15 protein-coding genes are annotated in these 15,892 nt (G+C 43.8%); 12 read left to right on the forward strand and 3 right to left on the reverse strand.

Going from position 1 to position 15,892, the window contains the following annotated elements:
* Nucleotides 1-262 precede the first annotated feature (262 nt).
* Complete coding sequence (locus tag AC1P5O_RS09485) at nt 263-1,525, forward strand: OprD family outer membrane porin (RefSeq protein WP_004647364.1); 1,263 nt, start codon at nt 263-265, stop codon at nt 1,523-1,525.
* Between the two features lie 279 nt (nt 1,526-1,804).
* Entirely contained in the window at nt 1,805-2,665 is an 861-nt protein-coding gene (locus AC1P5O_RS09490) for an alpha/beta fold hydrolase (RefSeq protein WP_262472448.1), read from the forward strand.
* A gap of 381 nt (nt 2,666-3,046) precedes the next feature.
* On the opposite strand, the gene hcaR is transcribed toward AC1P5O_RS09490, so the two are convergent.
* The gene (hcaR, locus tag AC1P5O_RS09495) at nt 3,047-3,955 is read right to left on the reverse strand and encodes a DNA-binding transcriptional regulator HcaR (protein ID WP_044111817.1); all 909 of its coding nucleotides are present in this window, start codon (nt 3,953-3,955) and stop codon (nt 3,047-3,049) included.
* A gap of 281 nt (nt 3,956-4,236) precedes the next feature.
* Between hcaR and hcaE the strand changes: the two genes are divergently transcribed.
* The 9 genes from hcaE (at nt 4,237) to AC1P5O_RS09540 (ending at nt 13,237) form a co-directional block, all read left to right on the forward strand.
* Complete coding sequence (gene hcaE / locus AC1P5O_RS09500) at nt 4,237-5,604, forward strand: 3-phenylpropionate/cinnamic acid dioxygenase subunit alpha (protein WP_004278520.1); 1,368 nt, start codon at nt 4,237-4,239, stop codon at nt 5,602-5,604.
* Nucleotides 5,601-6,119 (forward strand): 3-phenylpropionate/cinnamic acid dioxygenase subunit beta, encoded by a 519-nt coding sequence (gene hcaF, locus AC1P5O_RS09505; protein ID WP_004647365.1) that lies wholly within the window; start codon nt 5,601-5,603, stop codon nt 6,117-6,119. The genes hcaE and hcaF overlap by 4 nt, the downstream gene beginning before the upstream one ends.
* The gene (hcaC, locus tag AC1P5O_RS09510; RefSeq protein WP_004278517.1) at nt 6,119-6,445 is read left to right on the forward strand and encodes a 3-phenylpropionate/cinnamic acid dioxygenase ferredoxin subunit; all 327 of its coding nucleotides are present in this window, start codon (nt 6,119-6,121) and stop codon (nt 6,443-6,445) included. Before hcaF ends, hcaC begins: the two co-directional genes overlap by 1 nt.
* 2 nt (nt 6,446-6,447) lie before the next feature.
* A complete protein-coding gene (gene hcaB, locus AC1P5O_RS09515; protein ID WP_004278515.1) occupies nt 6,448-7,263 on the forward strand; it encodes a 3-phenylpropionate-dihydrodiol/cinnamic acid-dihydrodiol dehydrogenase in 816 nt (271 codons plus the stop codon).
* A 113-nt stretch (nt 7,264-7,376) separates the two neighbouring features.
* Nucleotides 7,377-8,342 (forward strand): 3-carboxyethylcatechol 2,3-dioxygenase, encoded by a 966-nt coding sequence (locus AC1P5O_RS09520; RefSeq protein ID WP_262472446.1) that lies wholly within the window; start codon nt 7,377-7,379, stop codon nt 8,340-8,342.
* Nucleotides 8,343-8,346: 4 nt separating this feature from the next.
* Nucleotides 8,347-9,573: a 3-phenylpropionate/cinnamic acid dioxygenase ferredoxin--NAD(+) reductase subunit gene (gene hcaD / locus AC1P5O_RS09525; RefSeq protein WP_005102991.1), complete on the forward strand. Its 1,227-nt coding sequence runs from the start codon at nt 8,347-8,349 to the stop codon at nt 9,571-9,573.
* A 168-nt stretch (nt 9,574-9,741) separates the two neighbouring features.
* Nucleotides 9,742-10,647, forward strand: coding sequence for a DMT family transporter (locus AC1P5O_RS09530; RefSeq protein ID WP_262472444.1), 906 nt, complete (start codon nt 9,742-9,744; stop codon nt 10,645-10,647).
* Nucleotides 10,648-10,828: 181 nt separating this feature from the next.
* Nucleotides 10,829-11,764 carry a cation diffusion facilitator family transporter gene (locus AC1P5O_RS09535; RefSeq protein WP_005261714.1) on the forward strand — a complete coding sequence of 312 codons (936 nt, stop codon included), beginning with the start codon at nt 10,829-10,831 and terminating at the stop codon, nt 11,762-11,764.
* Nucleotides 11,765-12,181: 417 nt separating this feature from the next.
* Complete coding sequence (locus AC1P5O_RS09540; protein ID WP_348942183.1) at nt 12,182-13,237, forward strand: MBL fold metallo-hydrolase; 1,056 nt, start codon at nt 12,182-12,184, stop codon at nt 13,235-13,237.
* A gap of 5 nt (nt 13,238-13,242) precedes the next feature.
* Here the strand turns inward: AC1P5O_RS09540 and AC1P5O_RS09545 are convergent, their stop codons facing one another.
* Together AC1P5O_RS09545 and AC1P5O_RS09550 are read right to left on the reverse strand one after the other, a co-directional pair.
* Nucleotides 13,243-13,713 (reverse strand): thiol-disulfide oxidoreductase DCC family protein, encoded by a 471-nt coding sequence (locus tag AC1P5O_RS09545; RefSeq protein ID WP_138742828.1) that lies wholly within the window; start codon nt 13,711-13,713, stop codon nt 13,243-13,245.
* Between the two features lie 95 nt (nt 13,714-13,808).
* Nucleotides 13,809-15,329 (reverse strand): catalase, encoded by a 1,521-nt coding sequence (locus AC1P5O_RS09550; protein ID WP_005245901.1) that lies wholly within the window; start codon nt 15,327-15,329, stop codon nt 13,809-13,811.
* A gap of 331 nt (nt 15,330-15,660) precedes the next feature.
* Between AC1P5O_RS09550 and AC1P5O_RS09555 the strand changes: the two genes are divergently transcribed.
* Nucleotides 15,661-15,892 (forward strand): helix-turn-helix domain-containing protein (locus AC1P5O_RS09555; RefSeq protein ID WP_499005981.1); only part of this gene is annotated, 232 nt, incomplete at its 3' end.

Below are 15,892 nucleotides of genomic sequence, written 5' to 3' on the forward strand. Positions count from 1 at the left end.
ACGATAAATAAAAAATATTATCTTAAAGTTTTTAAAAAAATTGCGCTTATTAATAAAGGAAACAGAAATTTGAATTAAATATCTGGTCAAATTTTTATTTTCATTAATCGGTTTAAAATCTAAGAGATTGAGTGCTTAAATCTGGGCCCGGAATATGCAGAGCTAAAAGAGCAAAAGTTTAATACTGTGGTCGGATTTTTTATTTAAACCGACTTGCGCATGATGGCTGCATGGATTTTATCAGCTGAATGGGGAACTCATCATGCGTCGTCACAATTTATGGATTGCAATGCTTGCTGCGACAGCAACTTTAGGGACAACTGCAACGAATGCAGACTTTATTGACGACAGCAATGTTCAACTCAAATTTAAAAACTTTTATCTAGACCGTCAGTATCAAGATGACTATTCATCACGTAACTGGGGTTCTTGGTCACAAGGGGTGACTCTGGATGCCAAGTCCGGTTATCACGATATCGGTGGTGGTGTGCAGGTTGGTGCTGATGTACTGGTGCAACATGCAGTCAAACTCAACGGCCATGATAAAAATCCGGACTGGGTTTTACCGCACGATGGCAAAGAATCAAAAGATCATTTCGGTAAAGTCGGCGCGACCTTAAAAGCCAAAGTTTCACAAACTGAGCTGAAAGTCGGCGAGTTATTGCCTGTATCTCCAGTCTTGGTATTCGATCCATCCCGTCAGTTATTAACGACTTATAGTGGCGCTTGGTTAGAGTCTAAAGACCTTAAGGATACCAAGTTAACTCTGGCGTATATTGATGGTATTAACAACCGTTATGACAACCAGTTCCGTGACTTAACTAAATTTGCTCCACCAAGTTTCTATGATACGGGTGCTGAAGCTGATGGCATGTGGATTGCGGGTGTAGACCACCAGCTTACTAAAGAAGTAGGGGCGAGCTACTGGTATGCCGATGTTCAAGACATTTACCAACAGCATTATCTGGGTGTGAATTACAAAACTGCGCTCGGTGAAAAAACCAAATTAGATAGCCACATCCGTTACTTCGATAACTCGGAGTCAGGTGACAAGCTGTATGGTGAGATCGATAACCAGGCATTATCTGTCGCTGCAAAAGTGAATCATGGTGCACATAGCGTAGGTGTGGGTTACCAGCAAATGTTTGGTGATAGTGCATTCCCGACATTGGGTGGCTGGGTGCCACAGCCTTATCTGGCGAACTGGGGGGTAGCGACCTTTACCGCACCAGAAGAAAAGTCATGGAGTGTTTCTTATGGCTATGACTTCTCTGAAATGGGTGCAAAAGGCCTAAACGCAACAGCAGTATATTTCAAAGGTTATGATCAGAAAGGTACTGGGGCGTATCAAGGTCAGAACTTCAATACGGATGAAGTGAATGCCATCGTGAACTACACTGTGCCAGAAGGTAAATTAAAAGGTTTGGGTGTACAGGCGATGTATATTGATGTGAATTTTGCCAATCCAGCAAAACCAGACCTGCAAGAATACCGTGTCGCCACCACTTATACCCATAAATTCTAATACCCCTATATTTTAAAAGCAGTCAGTCTTCTGGCTGCTTTTTGGTTTAAGAATGCAGTTAAAACCTTAGTTTATGTAGGGTTTAATTTATAAAAAAATATATAAAACAAACACTTAAATTATATCTATTTTGTAGGGTGCAATCGTAATTTTGTATCAGTTTGCTGCGGTTGAGCGGTTAATATAAGGGTGTACACAAGTCATTTTAATGAGTCAACTTGACGTCGAATTCTTGAAAATAGAGGGACACGCAAGCGAAAGACTGTAAGAGGAAGCAATATGAGCACTGTTCAAATCCCTGACTATCAAACAGATCCATTCTTTGGCTTAGAAGACAAATGGATTGAAACCGCTGAAGGCGAGTTGACCCATTACCACGAAATTGGTGAAGGTACGCCTATTCTATTTTTACACGGTTCAGGTACAGGTGTATCGGCCGCGGCAAACTGGTGGTTAAACCTGCCACAAATTGGTGAGCAAGCGCGTTGTATCGCGATTGATACCATTGGTTATGGCCAAACTGTGGTTGCACCGGGTACTGAATATGGTATCCGTGCCTGGGTAGATCATGCGATCCGTACGCTAGATGCTTTGGGTATCGAAAAAACCTGGTTGGTCGGTAACTCTCTGGGTGGCTGGTTAGCATTCCAGATGGCATTGGATTATCCAGATCGTATTTTGGGTATCGTGTCTATGGGTACGGGCGGTGCGAAACAGACAGCTGCACTTAAAGCTCACGCAAATCCAGTTCTTACAGAAGAAGGAATCAAGAAAACCCTTTCTATGTTTGTCGTAAACAAAGACCTGATTACTGATGAACTGGTAAAAGTACGTTTTGCTTCTGCTGCAAATGACTATGCATCAAATCGTTTAAGGGATGTGGTTGGCGCACGTGACCGTGACCGTTTCGAATTCCCATTAGACTTCGAAAAAATGAAAGACATTACTGTGCCTGTACTATTGATTCATGGTACGCAAGACGTGGTGATTCCGGTTTCTCGTACTTGGGACATCCTGAACATCGTGCCAAATGCTGATGCACATATCTTCAGCCAATGCGGTCACTGGTCTCAAGTTGAAAAAGCAGATGAGTTCAACACTGTGATCAAAAACTACCTGGCTGTACACGGCGTAAAATAAGTTTGATACAGTTTTAAAAAAGGATGGCTTTGGTCATCCTTTTTTATATCGGAAATATTTAAGGTAGCGCACCTAAGTAAGTTTGATTCTCATTTATTTGAATAAATATAAAAATCTAATAATTTTTATAGGTTCGAGCTATTTAAACTGAGAAAAATCCGAATGAAACTTTATTAGACTTAAGTGGTAAATGCAGTACATTTAGAGCTAAAAATACACAATTTGGGTCAAGGGCAAGTGACAAATTTAAGCGCCAGAAATAGATTCTTTATTATAAAATAGAATTAAAAATGGATTCTTAAGCATAAAATAATAAAACAAAAAAAGCACATGCCTATCATAAGTTGAATGGCGTATGCCTAATGCAGGGAAGAAATAGGATTAATTTTGTTCGCTACGGTTAATATCCAGATAGAACACACGGGTCAAAAGCTCAAGAAATTTGCTCACGACATAGGATTTGTTGTTTTTATGGTAGCTGACATACAGGTCTAAATAGGGCAACTCCACGTCCAGCGGACGAATCACGGTATTATCCATGGTTAGTGGTGCAATATAGCCAGGCAAAATGGTACAGCCTAGGCCCATTCCGATCGAGTTGATATTAAATAAAATATTATCGGCCTTTTGCACGATATTGAGTTCAATGCCGTTGGCTTTGGCAAAGTCCAGAATAGCCTGGTTCAGGGTCAAGGACTGCTCTGCTGATGGAATAATAAAATCAATACCATTCAATGCTTTAACAGGAATTCTTTCGTATTTTGCTAAGGGGTGATCTTTAGGCAGGAGAAAAATCAGCGGTTCACGAATCACGAACTGGCTTTCAATTTCATCACTATTGAAATTATGACGGGTAAATGTCAGATCTAGATCACCTTTTTTTAACAAACGCATCTGCTCATTGTTGTTCAGGCTGAGCAGTTCAATTTTTAAATCTGGGTTCTGTACACGTAGATTTGGCAAGATATAGGGGAAGATTTTCATCTCGGCTACCGGTACAAAACCGATACGGAGCATTTGCTGTTTGGCCTGTGACACCTGACGTGCCATGGCAACGGCTTTGTCCGCCTGTGCAAGGGTGAGACGGGCCTGTTCCAGGAATACGGCGCCTTCTTCGGTCAGCTCTACTTTACGTTTGGTCCGGTTGAGTAGCTTTACCCCGACATCTTCTTCCAGGTCTTTGATTTGCTGGCTAAGTGAGGGTTGAGCCGTATAAAGTTTAAGTGCTGCCTTACTAAAATTGAGCTCTTCAGCAACGGTGATAAAGTAGCGAAGGTGTCGTAATTCCATGTCATCAACCCAAAGAGTAATCCAAAAAATGTCTTACTATAATTTCCTCAAAGTATAATCTATAAACAACTATGTCGTGAAGATTATTTTCCCATTCATAAACTAAATGCTCTGGCGGGATTAATAGATGTTTTAATATAAAAATTCACGTGCTTAATAATTGTTTTAAGCTCTTAATTGAAACAAAAAAAATATTTCCCGAAAAACGCTGTCAAATCCATCATCGTTGAAAAGTTGAGTCTATTACTTTGTGCCAAAGATAGGTCACAGGAGAGCTTTTCATGAGTGGAAAAATTGATGTGCGCGAAATCGATGCTTTAGTCGATGCACAAAATGGACGTATTACGCCATCTATTTATACAGATCCTGACATTTACGAATTAGAACTCGAACGTGTTTTCGGTCGTACTTGGTTATTCCTTTGCCATGAAAGCCAAATTCCTAAGGCTGGTGATTTCTTCAATACCTACATGGGTGAAGATCCAATCATTGTGGCACGTCAAAAAGACGGCTCAATCAAAGCATTTTTAAACCAGTGCCGTCACCGTTCTATGCGTGTGAGCTTCGCTGACTGTGGTAATACCCGTGCATTTACTTGCCCATACCACGGCTGGTCATATGGCATTGACGGTTCTTTAAAAGATATCCCGCTTGAAGATCGTGCTTACCCGCATGGTGCATGTAAAGAGCAATGGGGTCTGGTTGAAGTGAATCGTGTGAAGTCTTACAAAGGCTTGGTATTCGCTTGTTGGGATGAAACCACACCTGATCTAGAAGAATACATGGGCGATATCGCTTGGTATTTAGATGGCGTTGTTGACCGTCGTCCAGGTGGTACTGAAATCATTGGTGGTGTACACAAGTGGGAAATCGAGTGTAACTGGAAATTTGCAGCGGAACAGTTTGCATCTGACCAATATCACGCCTTGTTCTCTCACGCTTCTGCGATCCAAGTATTGGGCGCGAAACCAGACGACGAATCTTCTAAAAAATTAGGTGCTGCGCAAACTGCTCGTCCAGTTTGGGAAACTGCCAAAGACGCGATCCAGTACGGTTCACGTGGTCACGGTTCAGGCTTCTTCTTTACAGAGAAACCAGACGCAAACGTATGGGTTGACGGTGAAGTTGCCAACTACTTCCGTGAAACTTACGACGAAGTTAAAGAGCGCCTAGGCGAGACTCGTGCATTGCGTCTTGCAGGGCACAACACCATGTTCCCAACTTTGTCTTGGTTGAACGGTACTGCAACACTTCGTGTATGGCACCCACGTGGTCCAAACAAAACTGAAGTGTGGGCATTCTGTATTGCTGATGCTGAAGCATCTCAAGAAGTGAAAGAAGCATTTGAACGTTCTGCAACGCGTGCCTTTGGTCCAGCCGGTTTCCTGGAGCAAGATGACTCTGAAAACTGGATCGAGATCCAAAAAGTTTTACGTGGTTATAAAGCGCGTCAAAACAAACTCATTATGGAAATGGGTAAAGGCAACGAAAAAGTACGTGAAGATGGTATCCCGGGTATTACCAACTACATTTTCTCTGAAACTGCAGCACGTGGCATGTACCGCCGCTGGGCAGATTTATTGATCCATGAAAAATGGGAAGACGTAGAAAAAGCAGCTGACGAATATGAGAAGGAGCTTATGAAATGAGTCAAATCAGCTTAGAACTTCATCACCAAATTAGTCAGTTCCTGTATCGCGAAGCAAAATTGCTAGACGATTGGAAATTCCGCGAATGGTTAGATACCTTAGCTGAAGATATTTCTTACACGCTACGTACCACGCCAAACGCACAAACCCGTGACCGTCGTCGTTCAGTTGAACCACCTACAACTTGGGTGTTCAACGATTCGAAAGACCTTTTAGAGCGTCGTGTAGCGCGTCTGGAAACCGGTATGGCTTGGGCTGAAGAGCCTCCATCACGTACCACCCATATGGTGAGCAACGTGATCGTAGAGCCAACTGAAGTTGAAGGCGAATACGACGTGTACGTAACCTATTTGCTATATCGTACGCAAAAAGAGAAAGACATTGTCATTTACTGCGGTAAACGTCATGACAAGATCCGTAAAGTTGAAGGCGGCCTCGGCTTCCAGATCTTCAACCGTAAGATCACGCTTGATCAAGCGACATATAGCTCACATAACCTGAGTGTGTTCTTCTAATGAATAAGATTTTTGTTTGCCAAGTTGACGAATTAGACGAAGGCGAAGCGTTAAAAGTAGATTGTGGTGTAAACGGTATCGAAGCGCTGGCTGTATTTAACAATGGCGGTGAATTCTTCGCTATGAACGATAAATGCAGTCATGGTAATGCTTCTATGTCTGAAGGTTATCTGGAAGATGACGGTACTGTGGAATGTCCATTGCATTCAGCACGTTTCTGTTTAAAAACAGGTGAAGCATTGTGTCTACCTGCAACTGATCCAATCAAAACATTCCCAGTGATTGTTGAAGATGGTCAATTGTTTGTAGAGATGGCAGGAGAGTAAGCATGGGTTGGCTACAAGGCGAAGTTGCACTTATTACTGGTGGTGGTTCAGGCTTAGGCTGGGCTTTGGTAGAGCGTTTTATTGAGGAAGGTGCGCAAGTCGCTGTTCTTCAGCGTTCAAAAGCTAAAGTAGATGCATTAAATGAACACTTCGGTGGAAAAGTTCTTGCGATCGAAGGTGATGTAGCCAGCTATGCAGATAACGTTCGTGCAGTTCAAGCAACTGTGGAACGTTTCGGTAAACTCGATTGTTTCGTTGGTAATGCCGGTATTTGGGATCACTATGCCGATATCGTCAATACCTCTGGTGAGCAGCTGGAAAAAGCCTTTGACGAGATTATGGGCATTAATACCAAATCTCTGATCCTCGGTGCGAAGGCTGCACTAGATGCATTGATCGCTTCTGAAGGTTCTATCATATTTACTTTGTCTAATTCGGCACTGTACTCCGCTGGTGGAGGCCCTGTATATACTGCATCTAAGCATGCGGGTGTCGGGATTATGAAAGAACTGGCTTACGAGCTTGCGCCTAAAGTACGAGTGAACGCGGTTGCGCCGTCAGGTATGAATGTGAATATCAAAGGCGCGGCGTCGCTGGGTCAGGAAAATGTGGGCCTGCTCGATGCGCGTGATCCTGAGAAAATTGCACGTGGCATGCCACTGAACTTCTTGCCTGAACCGGAAGACATGACAGGTTCATACGTGCTCTTGGCATCTCGTCAAAATAACCGTCCTTTGACCGGTGTGTTAATTAACGCTGAATGTGGTCTGGGTATTCGTGGTTTACGTCAGCCACGTGCCGGTTTCTTTGACGAATAAAAATCTGCTTTTAAAAATCTCCCCTTACCCCTCTTTATAAAAGAGGGGGAAAATCTCCCTCCTTTTTAAAGGAGGGTTGGGGAGGATTTAAGTCTTCCTTCTAGGAGTCTCTCATGGCCGTTAAACTTATTTGTGCATCGCACAGTCCTTTAATGGAATTTGCTTCACCTCAAGATCAATCAAAAGAGCAAAAAGTTCGTGCTGCTTTTGAAAAACTCTCTGCTGAAGTAAAAGCTTACGACCCAACCCTGATCATCACTTTTGGTCCAGATCATTTTAATGGTTTCTTCTATGACCTGATGCCAAGTTTCTGCGTCGGTATTCGTGCCAAAGCTGCAGGTGACTGGGATTATGGCAAGGACAATGACCACATTGATGTACCTGAAGACAAGGCATTAGATCTGGTTCGACGTGTACTGGATGAAGGCGTAGATGTTGCCTACTCATACCGTATGCAGGCCGACCATGGCGTGACTCAGCCCTTACATTTCCTGTGTGAAGGCAAACTTGACCGTTATCCAACGATTCCAATTTTTATTAATGGCGCTGCAGCACCGATGCCAACCACCAAGCGTACCATCGCTTTGGGCCGTGCTGTGGGTCAATACATCAAGTCTTTAAACCTTGAAAATGAGCGTGTGCTTGTTTTAGGTACTGGTGGTCTGTCACATGATCCACCTACACCACAAATGGGTGCAGTACTACCAGAAGTGGAAGAGTTCCTGATTGCAGGTCGTTATCCAACGCCTGAAGCACGTCATGCACGTCAATCCAAGATTATTGCAGTGGGTCAAAAGCTGGCAGCAGGAGATACGTCAGTTGCCGTGCCTTTGAATGCTGAATGGGATATTGCCCTGCTAGAAACCTTCAAGCATGCTGATTTTGCAACATTAGAAGCGATGACTGAAGCTGAAATCCGCCATGATGGTGGTCGTGGTGGTCAGGAAGTCCGTTCTTGGATGGCTGCCTTCGCTGCCTTAAGCGAAATGGGTGAGTATGAAATGACCACACATTGCTATGAAGACATCAGCGAATGGATTGCCGGCTTCGGTATCGTATCTGCAGAGTTAAAAGGTTAAGAAAATGAGCAACGTAAACAACATCGTGATCGTGGGTGCTGGCCAGGCAGGTGCGAGCGCAATTTTAGAACTTCGTGGCAACAAGTATGAAGGCAAAATTACCTTAATTGGTGATGAAAGCCATCTTCCTTATGAGCGTCCACCGTTGTCTAAAGATGTGATTCTAAAACCTGAAGAAACCAAGATCGAAATCCTGTCGGAACAGAAACTGGCAGATTTAGGCGTAGAAACGATTCGCGGCAATGGCGTAGCGAAAATTAATGCCGAAGCGAAAACGGTTGAACTCCTGAACGGTGATGTTGTTGCTTACGACAAGCTCTTGCTTGCAACAGGTGGTGCCGCGCGCCGTTTGCCTAATTTCGATGCTTTGGGCAAACACGTCTATACCCTGCGTAACTTGGAAGATTCACAGGCACTGGTGCCTGTACTTCAAGCCGGTCGCCGTATCATCCTGATCGGTGGTGGCGTGATTGGTCTTGAGTTGGCATCATCTGCACGTTACAAAGACTGTCAGGTGACTGTGATCGAAATGGGTCCGATGGTTATGGGTCGTTGTTCACCACAAATCCTGAGCGAATTCCTGCTAGAGCAGCATCGTCAAAACCAGGTCGATGTGCGTCTTGAAACCAAGATTACAGATTGCCGTTTAGATGGTGAAGAAGTCGTGGTAACGCTGGAAGGCGGTGAAGAACTGCGTGCTGATGCTGTAGTTTACGGAATCGGAATCGTGCCAAATGCACAGCTTGCGCTAGATGTAGGTCTGGATGTTGATGTTGCGATCAAAGTGAATGAACACTGCCAAACCTCGAATGCTGATATTTATGCAGCGGGCGATGTTGCGACCCAGTTACGTGACTGTGGCAATCACCGCCGTGTGGAAACCTGGGAAAATGCCAACCTTCAGGCAGGCATCTTCGCGCGTCACGTGATGGGTGTGGAACATCCGAAAGCCAATCCGGCCTGGTTCTGGACGGATCAGCTGAATATCAACTTCCAGTTTGTCGGCGATATGGCCGCAGCTGAATGGCATATCCGTGGTGAAATGGATGCAGCCAAAGGTGCAGACAATTCATTCGTGATGTACGGTGTGACTGATGGTCAGATCGTTGGCGGGATTACCGTGAATGCAGCCAAAGAAATGCGTCATTTGAAAAAAATGATCAGCAAAAATACGGCGTTTGATGTTGAAAAACATTTAGATATCGCGCAAGACTTACGCAAAATTGCTTAAGTCGTATTGAGATATCTTGGGACAGACCTATGTTTTGCATAGGTCTGTTTTTTATGCACGAAACTTGATGAATTTATCAAAAATTAAAACTTCATCTCAGCATGAATTCGCTATACGCTATTTTTGAAGTTGCTGATCCAGAACTTCTTGGCCTCGTTTAGGAGACTTATGAGTTCTTCATCTTCATTGCCGGTCACGGCAAGTATTTACGCTTTATTGGTGCTGATCTGGGCGGCAACGCCACTGGCGATTGTCTGGAGCGTGGCCGAGATTCACCCGATGTGGGTGCTGATCATTCGCTATTTTGGTGCCTCGATTATTGCGTTGTTCCTGCTGAAGATCATGCGCGACCCGCTGCCTTTTGACCGCACTTCAATGAAAAGTTATCTGGCAGGCAGTTTGAATTTAATCGGTGCGCAGCTGTTTATTTATCTGGCGGCCAATTATCTGACCTCAGGTTTGATGGCGCTAATTTTTGGTTTTTCACCGCTGATCGCTGGTTTGATCGGGCATATGATTTTAAAAACCCATAAACTGATCTGGCTGCAATGGCTCGGCATGGCAGTGGCCGTCGCCGGTTTATGTTTTGTTTTTGCCGACTCGGCAGACAGCAAGATCAATCCCTGGGGGGTGGTGCTGATGCTGATCAGTATGGTGTCTTATATCAGCTCGATCTTCTGGGTTAAGCAGATCAGTGCACCCTTGAGTCCGATGTCGCAAGCGACGGGTTCATTGCTGGTCTCCGCGGCTGGTTCACTCGTTTTAGTACCGTTTATCTGGCAACATATTCCCACTCAGTTGCCTGGCACACAGGCCATGATCGGTTTTGTATTTACCATGATCATGTCCTCGATTGTGGCAATGCTGTGTTATTTCTGGCTGATTCGCCGTCTAAATGCTTCGACCGTCTCATTGAGTAATGTGATGACGCCGGTGATCGCTCTGGTATTGGGAGCAACCTTAAATCATGAAATTATCAGCAGTCATGCTTTTGCGGGAATTGCCGTGGTGATGTTCGGGATCATCATGTATTTCTGGAAAGAGTGGCGCGAGCAGTATTTTTCCAAGCATTAAAACTGTAAAAATCAAAAGGGCGAAAGCCCTTTTATTATTTTAGTGGAGAGTAAAGTGATTCAACAACGTGAGAGATCACGACTAAGCAACAATTTGTAAAACAACTTTCAAAAATAAATGATTAAGATTTTGATACATAAATCATTCAAGCTTGCACAAGCTTATTTAGGACAGTATCAGGATGTCTGAATCCAATAAAATCGTAGTTTATGCAGCCTTGTTTGGTAATTTGGCGATTGCGTTGGTTAAATTTGTTGCGTCCTATATAACCAATAGTTCTGCCATGTTCAGTGAGGCAATTCATTCTGTAGTAGATACCTTGAATGAAATTTTACTGTTGTATGGCATGAAAAAATCAGAAAAACCGGCAAATGCCAAACATCCTTTTGGTTATGGGCGTGAACTGTATTTTTGGGCTTTTATTGTGGCACTGATGGTTTTTGCCTTGGGTGCGATTGTGTCCATCTATCAAGGGATACAGCATATTCTTCAACCTGAAGTCATGCAGGATCCATTGATCAATTATATTGTGCTGGGTCTGGCGATTCTTTTTGAAGGATTTTCATGGTCAGTGGCTTTAAAAACCTTTCGTAAACAAAAGGGAAATCTGGGATATTTTGAAGCCTTTCGACACAGTAAAGATCCAACGACCTTTACCGTGTTATTTGAAGATACTGCCGCCCTGGTCGGCTTGGTGATTGCTCTAGTCGGTATCTTTCTGGCGCATCAACTGAATATTCCTGAATTGGACGGTGCCGCATCGATTTTAATTGGTATCGTGCTGGCAGTATCTGCCTGGTTTCTGGCACGTGAAACCAAAGGTTTGTTACTGGGTGAAACGGCAGATCCAAAACTGCGTGAAGATGTATTGAACATTGCTCAACAGGATGCGGCAGTTTTCAGTGCCAATGGGGTGTTGACTGAGCAGATGGGGGCTCAACAAGTCATTGCATCATTGAGTCTGGAATTTAAAGATGATTTAACTTCTGATGAAATTGAAGCCTGTGTCAACCGGATCGAAGCACAGATTAAACAGCTGCATCCGGAAATTATTGCTTTATTTGTGAAGCCGCAAACCAAGGCCGTATGGCTGGAACGAACTCAAGGTCGTGTATAAAGATCTAAAAATCGCTTGAGGCCGGTATTTTGACCTCAACTTGGCTCTTTAGCATACTCAATGTGATGATACCGATAATATTCTGGATAGCGAGTATAACTCCGTCCTGAAATCATCAATAGCAAACATACCTTGTCAGCATGAGCCTATAAATTTTTAGTATCATTTTGTATTTTTAGACAGAAGGGTACGAGCAATATTTTTCTAGATAATCCAAGGCTTCAGCCAGCCATAAGGCCGATGAAATGCCATTTTTTTGCTAAAAATAACAAAAACATACATGATTTCCTGTGACGGATTTCATACTATGTTGCAGTGTGCCTGTTTTTAGTTTGTATGCTCATTAAAAGATGCACCGCTTGACCATTTCAAGAGGTTGTTGTCTTGCATATAGCGAATAATAAATAGTGGATGTTTATGCAAGATCTTCTCAAAACTAAAAAATTCCAGTTAATCACGGAATCCAGTTGGAAACATCTCTGGTCTAAGCCAGTGTTTGAGTATCTGCATTCAGATCATTTCGACGGAAAACAGTTTCGTAATCTTGAGCATGCATCTCTATCGCGTGGTCGCTTTGATTTATACAAATGGCTCATTACCCGAAAATCCAAAACCTGGAATGTTAATCTTGATGAAGAGCGTGCCGAGTTTTTTTCTCGTCCACGCGCATTGCCACAGCAGCGTCCAGATGCAGCTCTGGATGACTGGCAAGTCTGGTTTATTGGTCACGCAACCACATTAATTCAGATCGGCCCCTATAACTTCCTGACCGATCCGGTTTGGGCTGAATATGCCAGTCCATCGGCTTCTACAGGGCCGCAGCGGGTCATTCCGGCTGGCATTGCCTTGGATGAATTACCTCAGATTGATGCCGTACTGCTCAGCCATAACCATTATGATCATATGGATCTGGCTAGTCTGGAATGGCTGCACAACACTTTTGAGATGCCTATTTATACTGGTCTGGGTAATGCCTGGTATTTGCCAGAACATTATACCGTGCATGAAATGGACTGGTGGGAAAGTGCCTTTTTTGAAGAGATCCGGATTGTCTATACGCCGGCTCAACATGCCTCAGGGCGCGGCATGCGCGATCAGAACTGCGCACTCTGGGGAGGCTTTTCTTTATTATATGGCAAGGAACATTGTTTCTTTGCCGGAGATAGTGGCTACGCCTCACATTTTAAAGAAATTCGTAAGCGTCTGGGTGCACCGCGAATTGCTTTACTTCCAATTGGAGCGTATGAACCGCGTGAACTGATGCGCGCGATCCATATGAATCCGGAAGATGCCTTTCATGCCCATCATGACTTACAGGCTAAATGTTCACTGGCGATTCATTACCGTACTTTTCAGCTCACGGATGAAGACCGGGATGCACCGGAACATGAGTTGCATGAGATCATCAAGCATTCTTCCAAGTTGATTAATCCGTTTTATTGCATACGTGAAGGCAAACGGATTATTGTCTAAATGTTTTACTCTGTTCCTGTTGGATGAGTTGAATGGTTAATACGGACAGCTTCTTCCAGAAAATGGCGTTTATTTTCGCTGGATGGAATCAGGCAATACTCGGTTTTGCCAAATAACCTGTAACGATTTAAAGCAACCACACGATACAGAAAGTCGCGGATAAAACGCGGAACCAAATAACCTGCGCTCATTAAATTAAAAGGAAAACCGAGATGCTGCAGTACTTTCAGCAAGGCAGTCGATTCGGTATAGAGTGTGCCATCTTGAATGACGAGCATCGTGGTGTAATGTTCAGTGGGCATCTGATAATGTTCGAGCAGAGCTGTACCTAAAGGCGATTGGGCGGAAACCAGTTTAAACTGAATCTTTTTATCGTATTTAATCAGAAACCGTGTCCAGCCATTGCAGATTACGCAAACAGCATCAAATAAAACAATGTCGTGTTGTTGAATGATGTCTTCAATATTTGGATGCATTGTTGTATTTCTTTTTGTGCCAGCTTGTTTCTATAGTGCTTGATGCTGCAATAAAAAACCACCCGAAGGTGGTTTCTATACATGTCTAAACTGGCTTAGAGAAAGCTAGGCAAACCTTTGGCTGGATCGCTTTCACGTGCTGCTTGGGCATCTGCTACAGTCATACCTAAGGCCTTAGCAACGCCTTGCCCATAAGCTGGATCGCAAGCGTAACAGTTGCGGATGTGACGGTATTTAATGAAATCTAGCGCATCACCCATCGCTCCGGCCGTGTTATTAAACAGAGCCTGTTTCTGCTGGTCATTCATCAGGTTGAACAGGGCGCGTGGCTGGCTGAAGTAATCATTGTCATCTTCACGGAAATCCCAGAAATCGGCATCACCGGTGATTTTCAGTGGAGGCTCTCTGAATTCCGGTTGTTCCTGCCACTGGCTAAAACTGTTCGGCTCGTAATGTGGCAATGAACCATAGTTGCCATCCATGCGGCCTTGACCATCACGGCGGTTCGAATGTACAGGACAACGTGCAGCATTGACTGGAACCTGTGAATGATTCACGCCAACACGGTAACGCGCTGCGTCGGCATAGTTCACTAAACGTGCCTGTAACATACGGTCCGGTGAGTAGCTGATGCCCGGTACAAGATTACTTGGTGCAAAGGCTGCCTGTTCTACATCCTGGAAATAGTTTTCCGGATTGCGGTTCAGTTCGAATTCACCGACTTCAATCAGTGGATAATCGCCCTTTGGCCAGACTTTGGTCAGGTCAAATGGATGATAAGGCACTGTTTCGGCTTCCAGTTCCGGCATGATCTGAACGTACATTTTCCATTTTGGATAGTCACCACGTTCGATGGCATCAAACAGGTCGGTCTGGCTGCTTTCACGGTCTTTGGCGATCAAGTCTGCAGCTTCAGCATCGGTCAGGTTCTGGATGCCTTGCTGGGTACGCATATGGAATTTTACCCAGAAGCGTTCATTTTTGGCATTGATAAAACTGAAGGTGTGACTGCCAAAACCATGCATATGACGGTAACCGGTCGGAATCCCGCGGTCGGACATGACAATGGTCACTTGATGCAAAGCTTCAGGCAACAGTGTCCAGAAATCCCAGTTATTGGTGGCGCTGCGCTTGTTGGTTTTCGGGTCGCGTTTGACTGCTTTATTCAGGTCAGGGAACTTGCGCGCATCCCGCAGGAAAAACACCGGGGTGTTATTGCCGACCAGATCCCAGTTGCCTTCTTCAGTATAGAATTTTAAGGCAAAACCGCGAATATCGCGTTCCGCATCGGCCGCACCACGTTCACCCGCCACTGTTGAGAAACGGGCAAACATTTCGGTTTTTTTGCCGACTTCAGAGAAAATTTTAGCGCGGCTATATTGGGTAATATCATTGGTCACGGTAAAGGTACCAAAAGCACCTGAACCTTTGGCATGCATACGACGCTCTGGAATCACTTCGCGGACAAAGTTGGCCAGTTTTTCATTCAGCCATAAATCCTGGGCAAGTAAAGGTCCACGCGCACCTGCCGTCATACTGTTCTGGTTGTCGACCACAGGGGCACCAGCTTCAGTGGTCAGGTGGGTGACAGGGCATTTTTTAAAATCTTGGCTCATCTTTCCTCTCCAAGTTTTGAATATCTTATGTCGTTTACCTAGTATTCATAAAATATTGAGATATATGCTAATCAGATCAGGTTTCGCTATATTTACAATATCTTTAAATAAAGGGTGTTACAGCACAAAACGGAATTCAGGGTATAATTGAGTTAGCTCACTCAAAAAATATTTTTAAATTTAATAAAGTTTAAAATTAAATGGTTACTCTTAAAAAGTAACGGGTTTTCCACTCTGTGACAATAGACTTCCGTCATAAATCAAAAAACGTACAATTTATTTGATCTTAAATTAATCAGCAAAATTATTTAATTCAAGAGATAATCCTTGGATGAAATTCAAAGATATTCAAAAATTATCAAACGTTAAGTTTCGTAGGCTTACCGGTGTTAGTTGGGCTACATTTAACCTCATGTTGGCCGAGCTAAATAAGCATTTACCTCGTCATATTGGTAAAGGACGACCGCATAAATTACCGTTGGAAGATCGTTTGCTCTTATGTATAGAATATTGGAGAGAATATCGAACATTTTTCCATCTTGGTATGAGTTACGGTGTATCTG

The sequence above is a fragment of the Prolinoborus fasciculus genome, assembly GCF_056724605.1.

Bases quoted from the DNA above. Each gene is read 5' to 3' on its own strand.
- AC1P5O_RS09485 (WP_004647364.1), top strand. From the start codon at position 263: ATGCGTCGTCACAATTTATGGATTGCAATGCTTGCTGCGACAGCAACT.
- AC1P5O_RS09490 (WP_262472448.1), top strand. From the start codon at position 1,805: ATGAGCACTGTTCAAATCCCTGACTATCAAACAGATCCATTCTTTGGC.
- hcaR (WP_044111817.1), bottom strand. From the start codon at position 3,955: ATGGAATTACGACACCTTCGCTACTTTATCACCGTTGCTGAAGAGCTC.
- hcaE (WP_004278520.1), top strand. From the start codon at position 4,237: ATGAGTGGAAAAATTGATGTGCGCGAAATCGATGCTTTAGTCGATGCA.
- hcaF (WP_004647365.1), top strand. From the start codon at position 5,601: ATGAGTCAAATCAGCTTAGAACTTCATCACCAAATTAGTCAGTTCCTG.
- hcaC (WP_004278517.1), top strand. From the start codon at position 6,119: ATGAATAAGATTTTTGTTTGCCAAGTTGACGAATTAGACGAAGGCGAA.
- hcaB (WP_004278515.1), top strand. From the start codon at position 6,448: ATGGGTTGGCTACAAGGCGAAGTTGCACTTATTACTGGTGGTGGTTCA.
- AC1P5O_RS09520 (WP_262472446.1), top strand. From the start codon at position 7,377: ATGGCCGTTAAACTTATTTGTGCATCGCACAGTCCTTTAATGGAATTT.
- hcaD (WP_005102991.1), top strand. From the start codon at position 8,347: ATGAGCAACGTAAACAACATCGTGATCGTGGGTGCTGGCCAGGCAGGT.
- AC1P5O_RS09530 (WP_262472444.1), top strand. From the start codon at position 9,742: ATGAGTTCTTCATCTTCATTGCCGGTCACGGCAAGTATTTACGCTTTA.
- AC1P5O_RS09535 (WP_005261714.1), top strand. From the start codon at position 10,829: ATGTCTGAATCCAATAAAATCGTAGTTTATGCAGCCTTGTTTGGTAAT.
- AC1P5O_RS09540 (WP_348942183.1), top strand. From the start codon at position 12,182: ATGCAAGATCTTCTCAAAACTAAAAAATTCCAGTTAATCACGGAATCC.
- AC1P5O_RS09545 (WP_138742828.1), bottom strand. From the start codon at position 13,713: ATGCATCCAAATATTGAAGACATCATTCAACAACACGACATTGTTTTA.
- AC1P5O_RS09550 (WP_005245901.1), bottom strand. From the start codon at position 15,329: ATGAGCCAAGATTTTAAAAAATGCCCTGTCACCCACCTGACCACTGAA.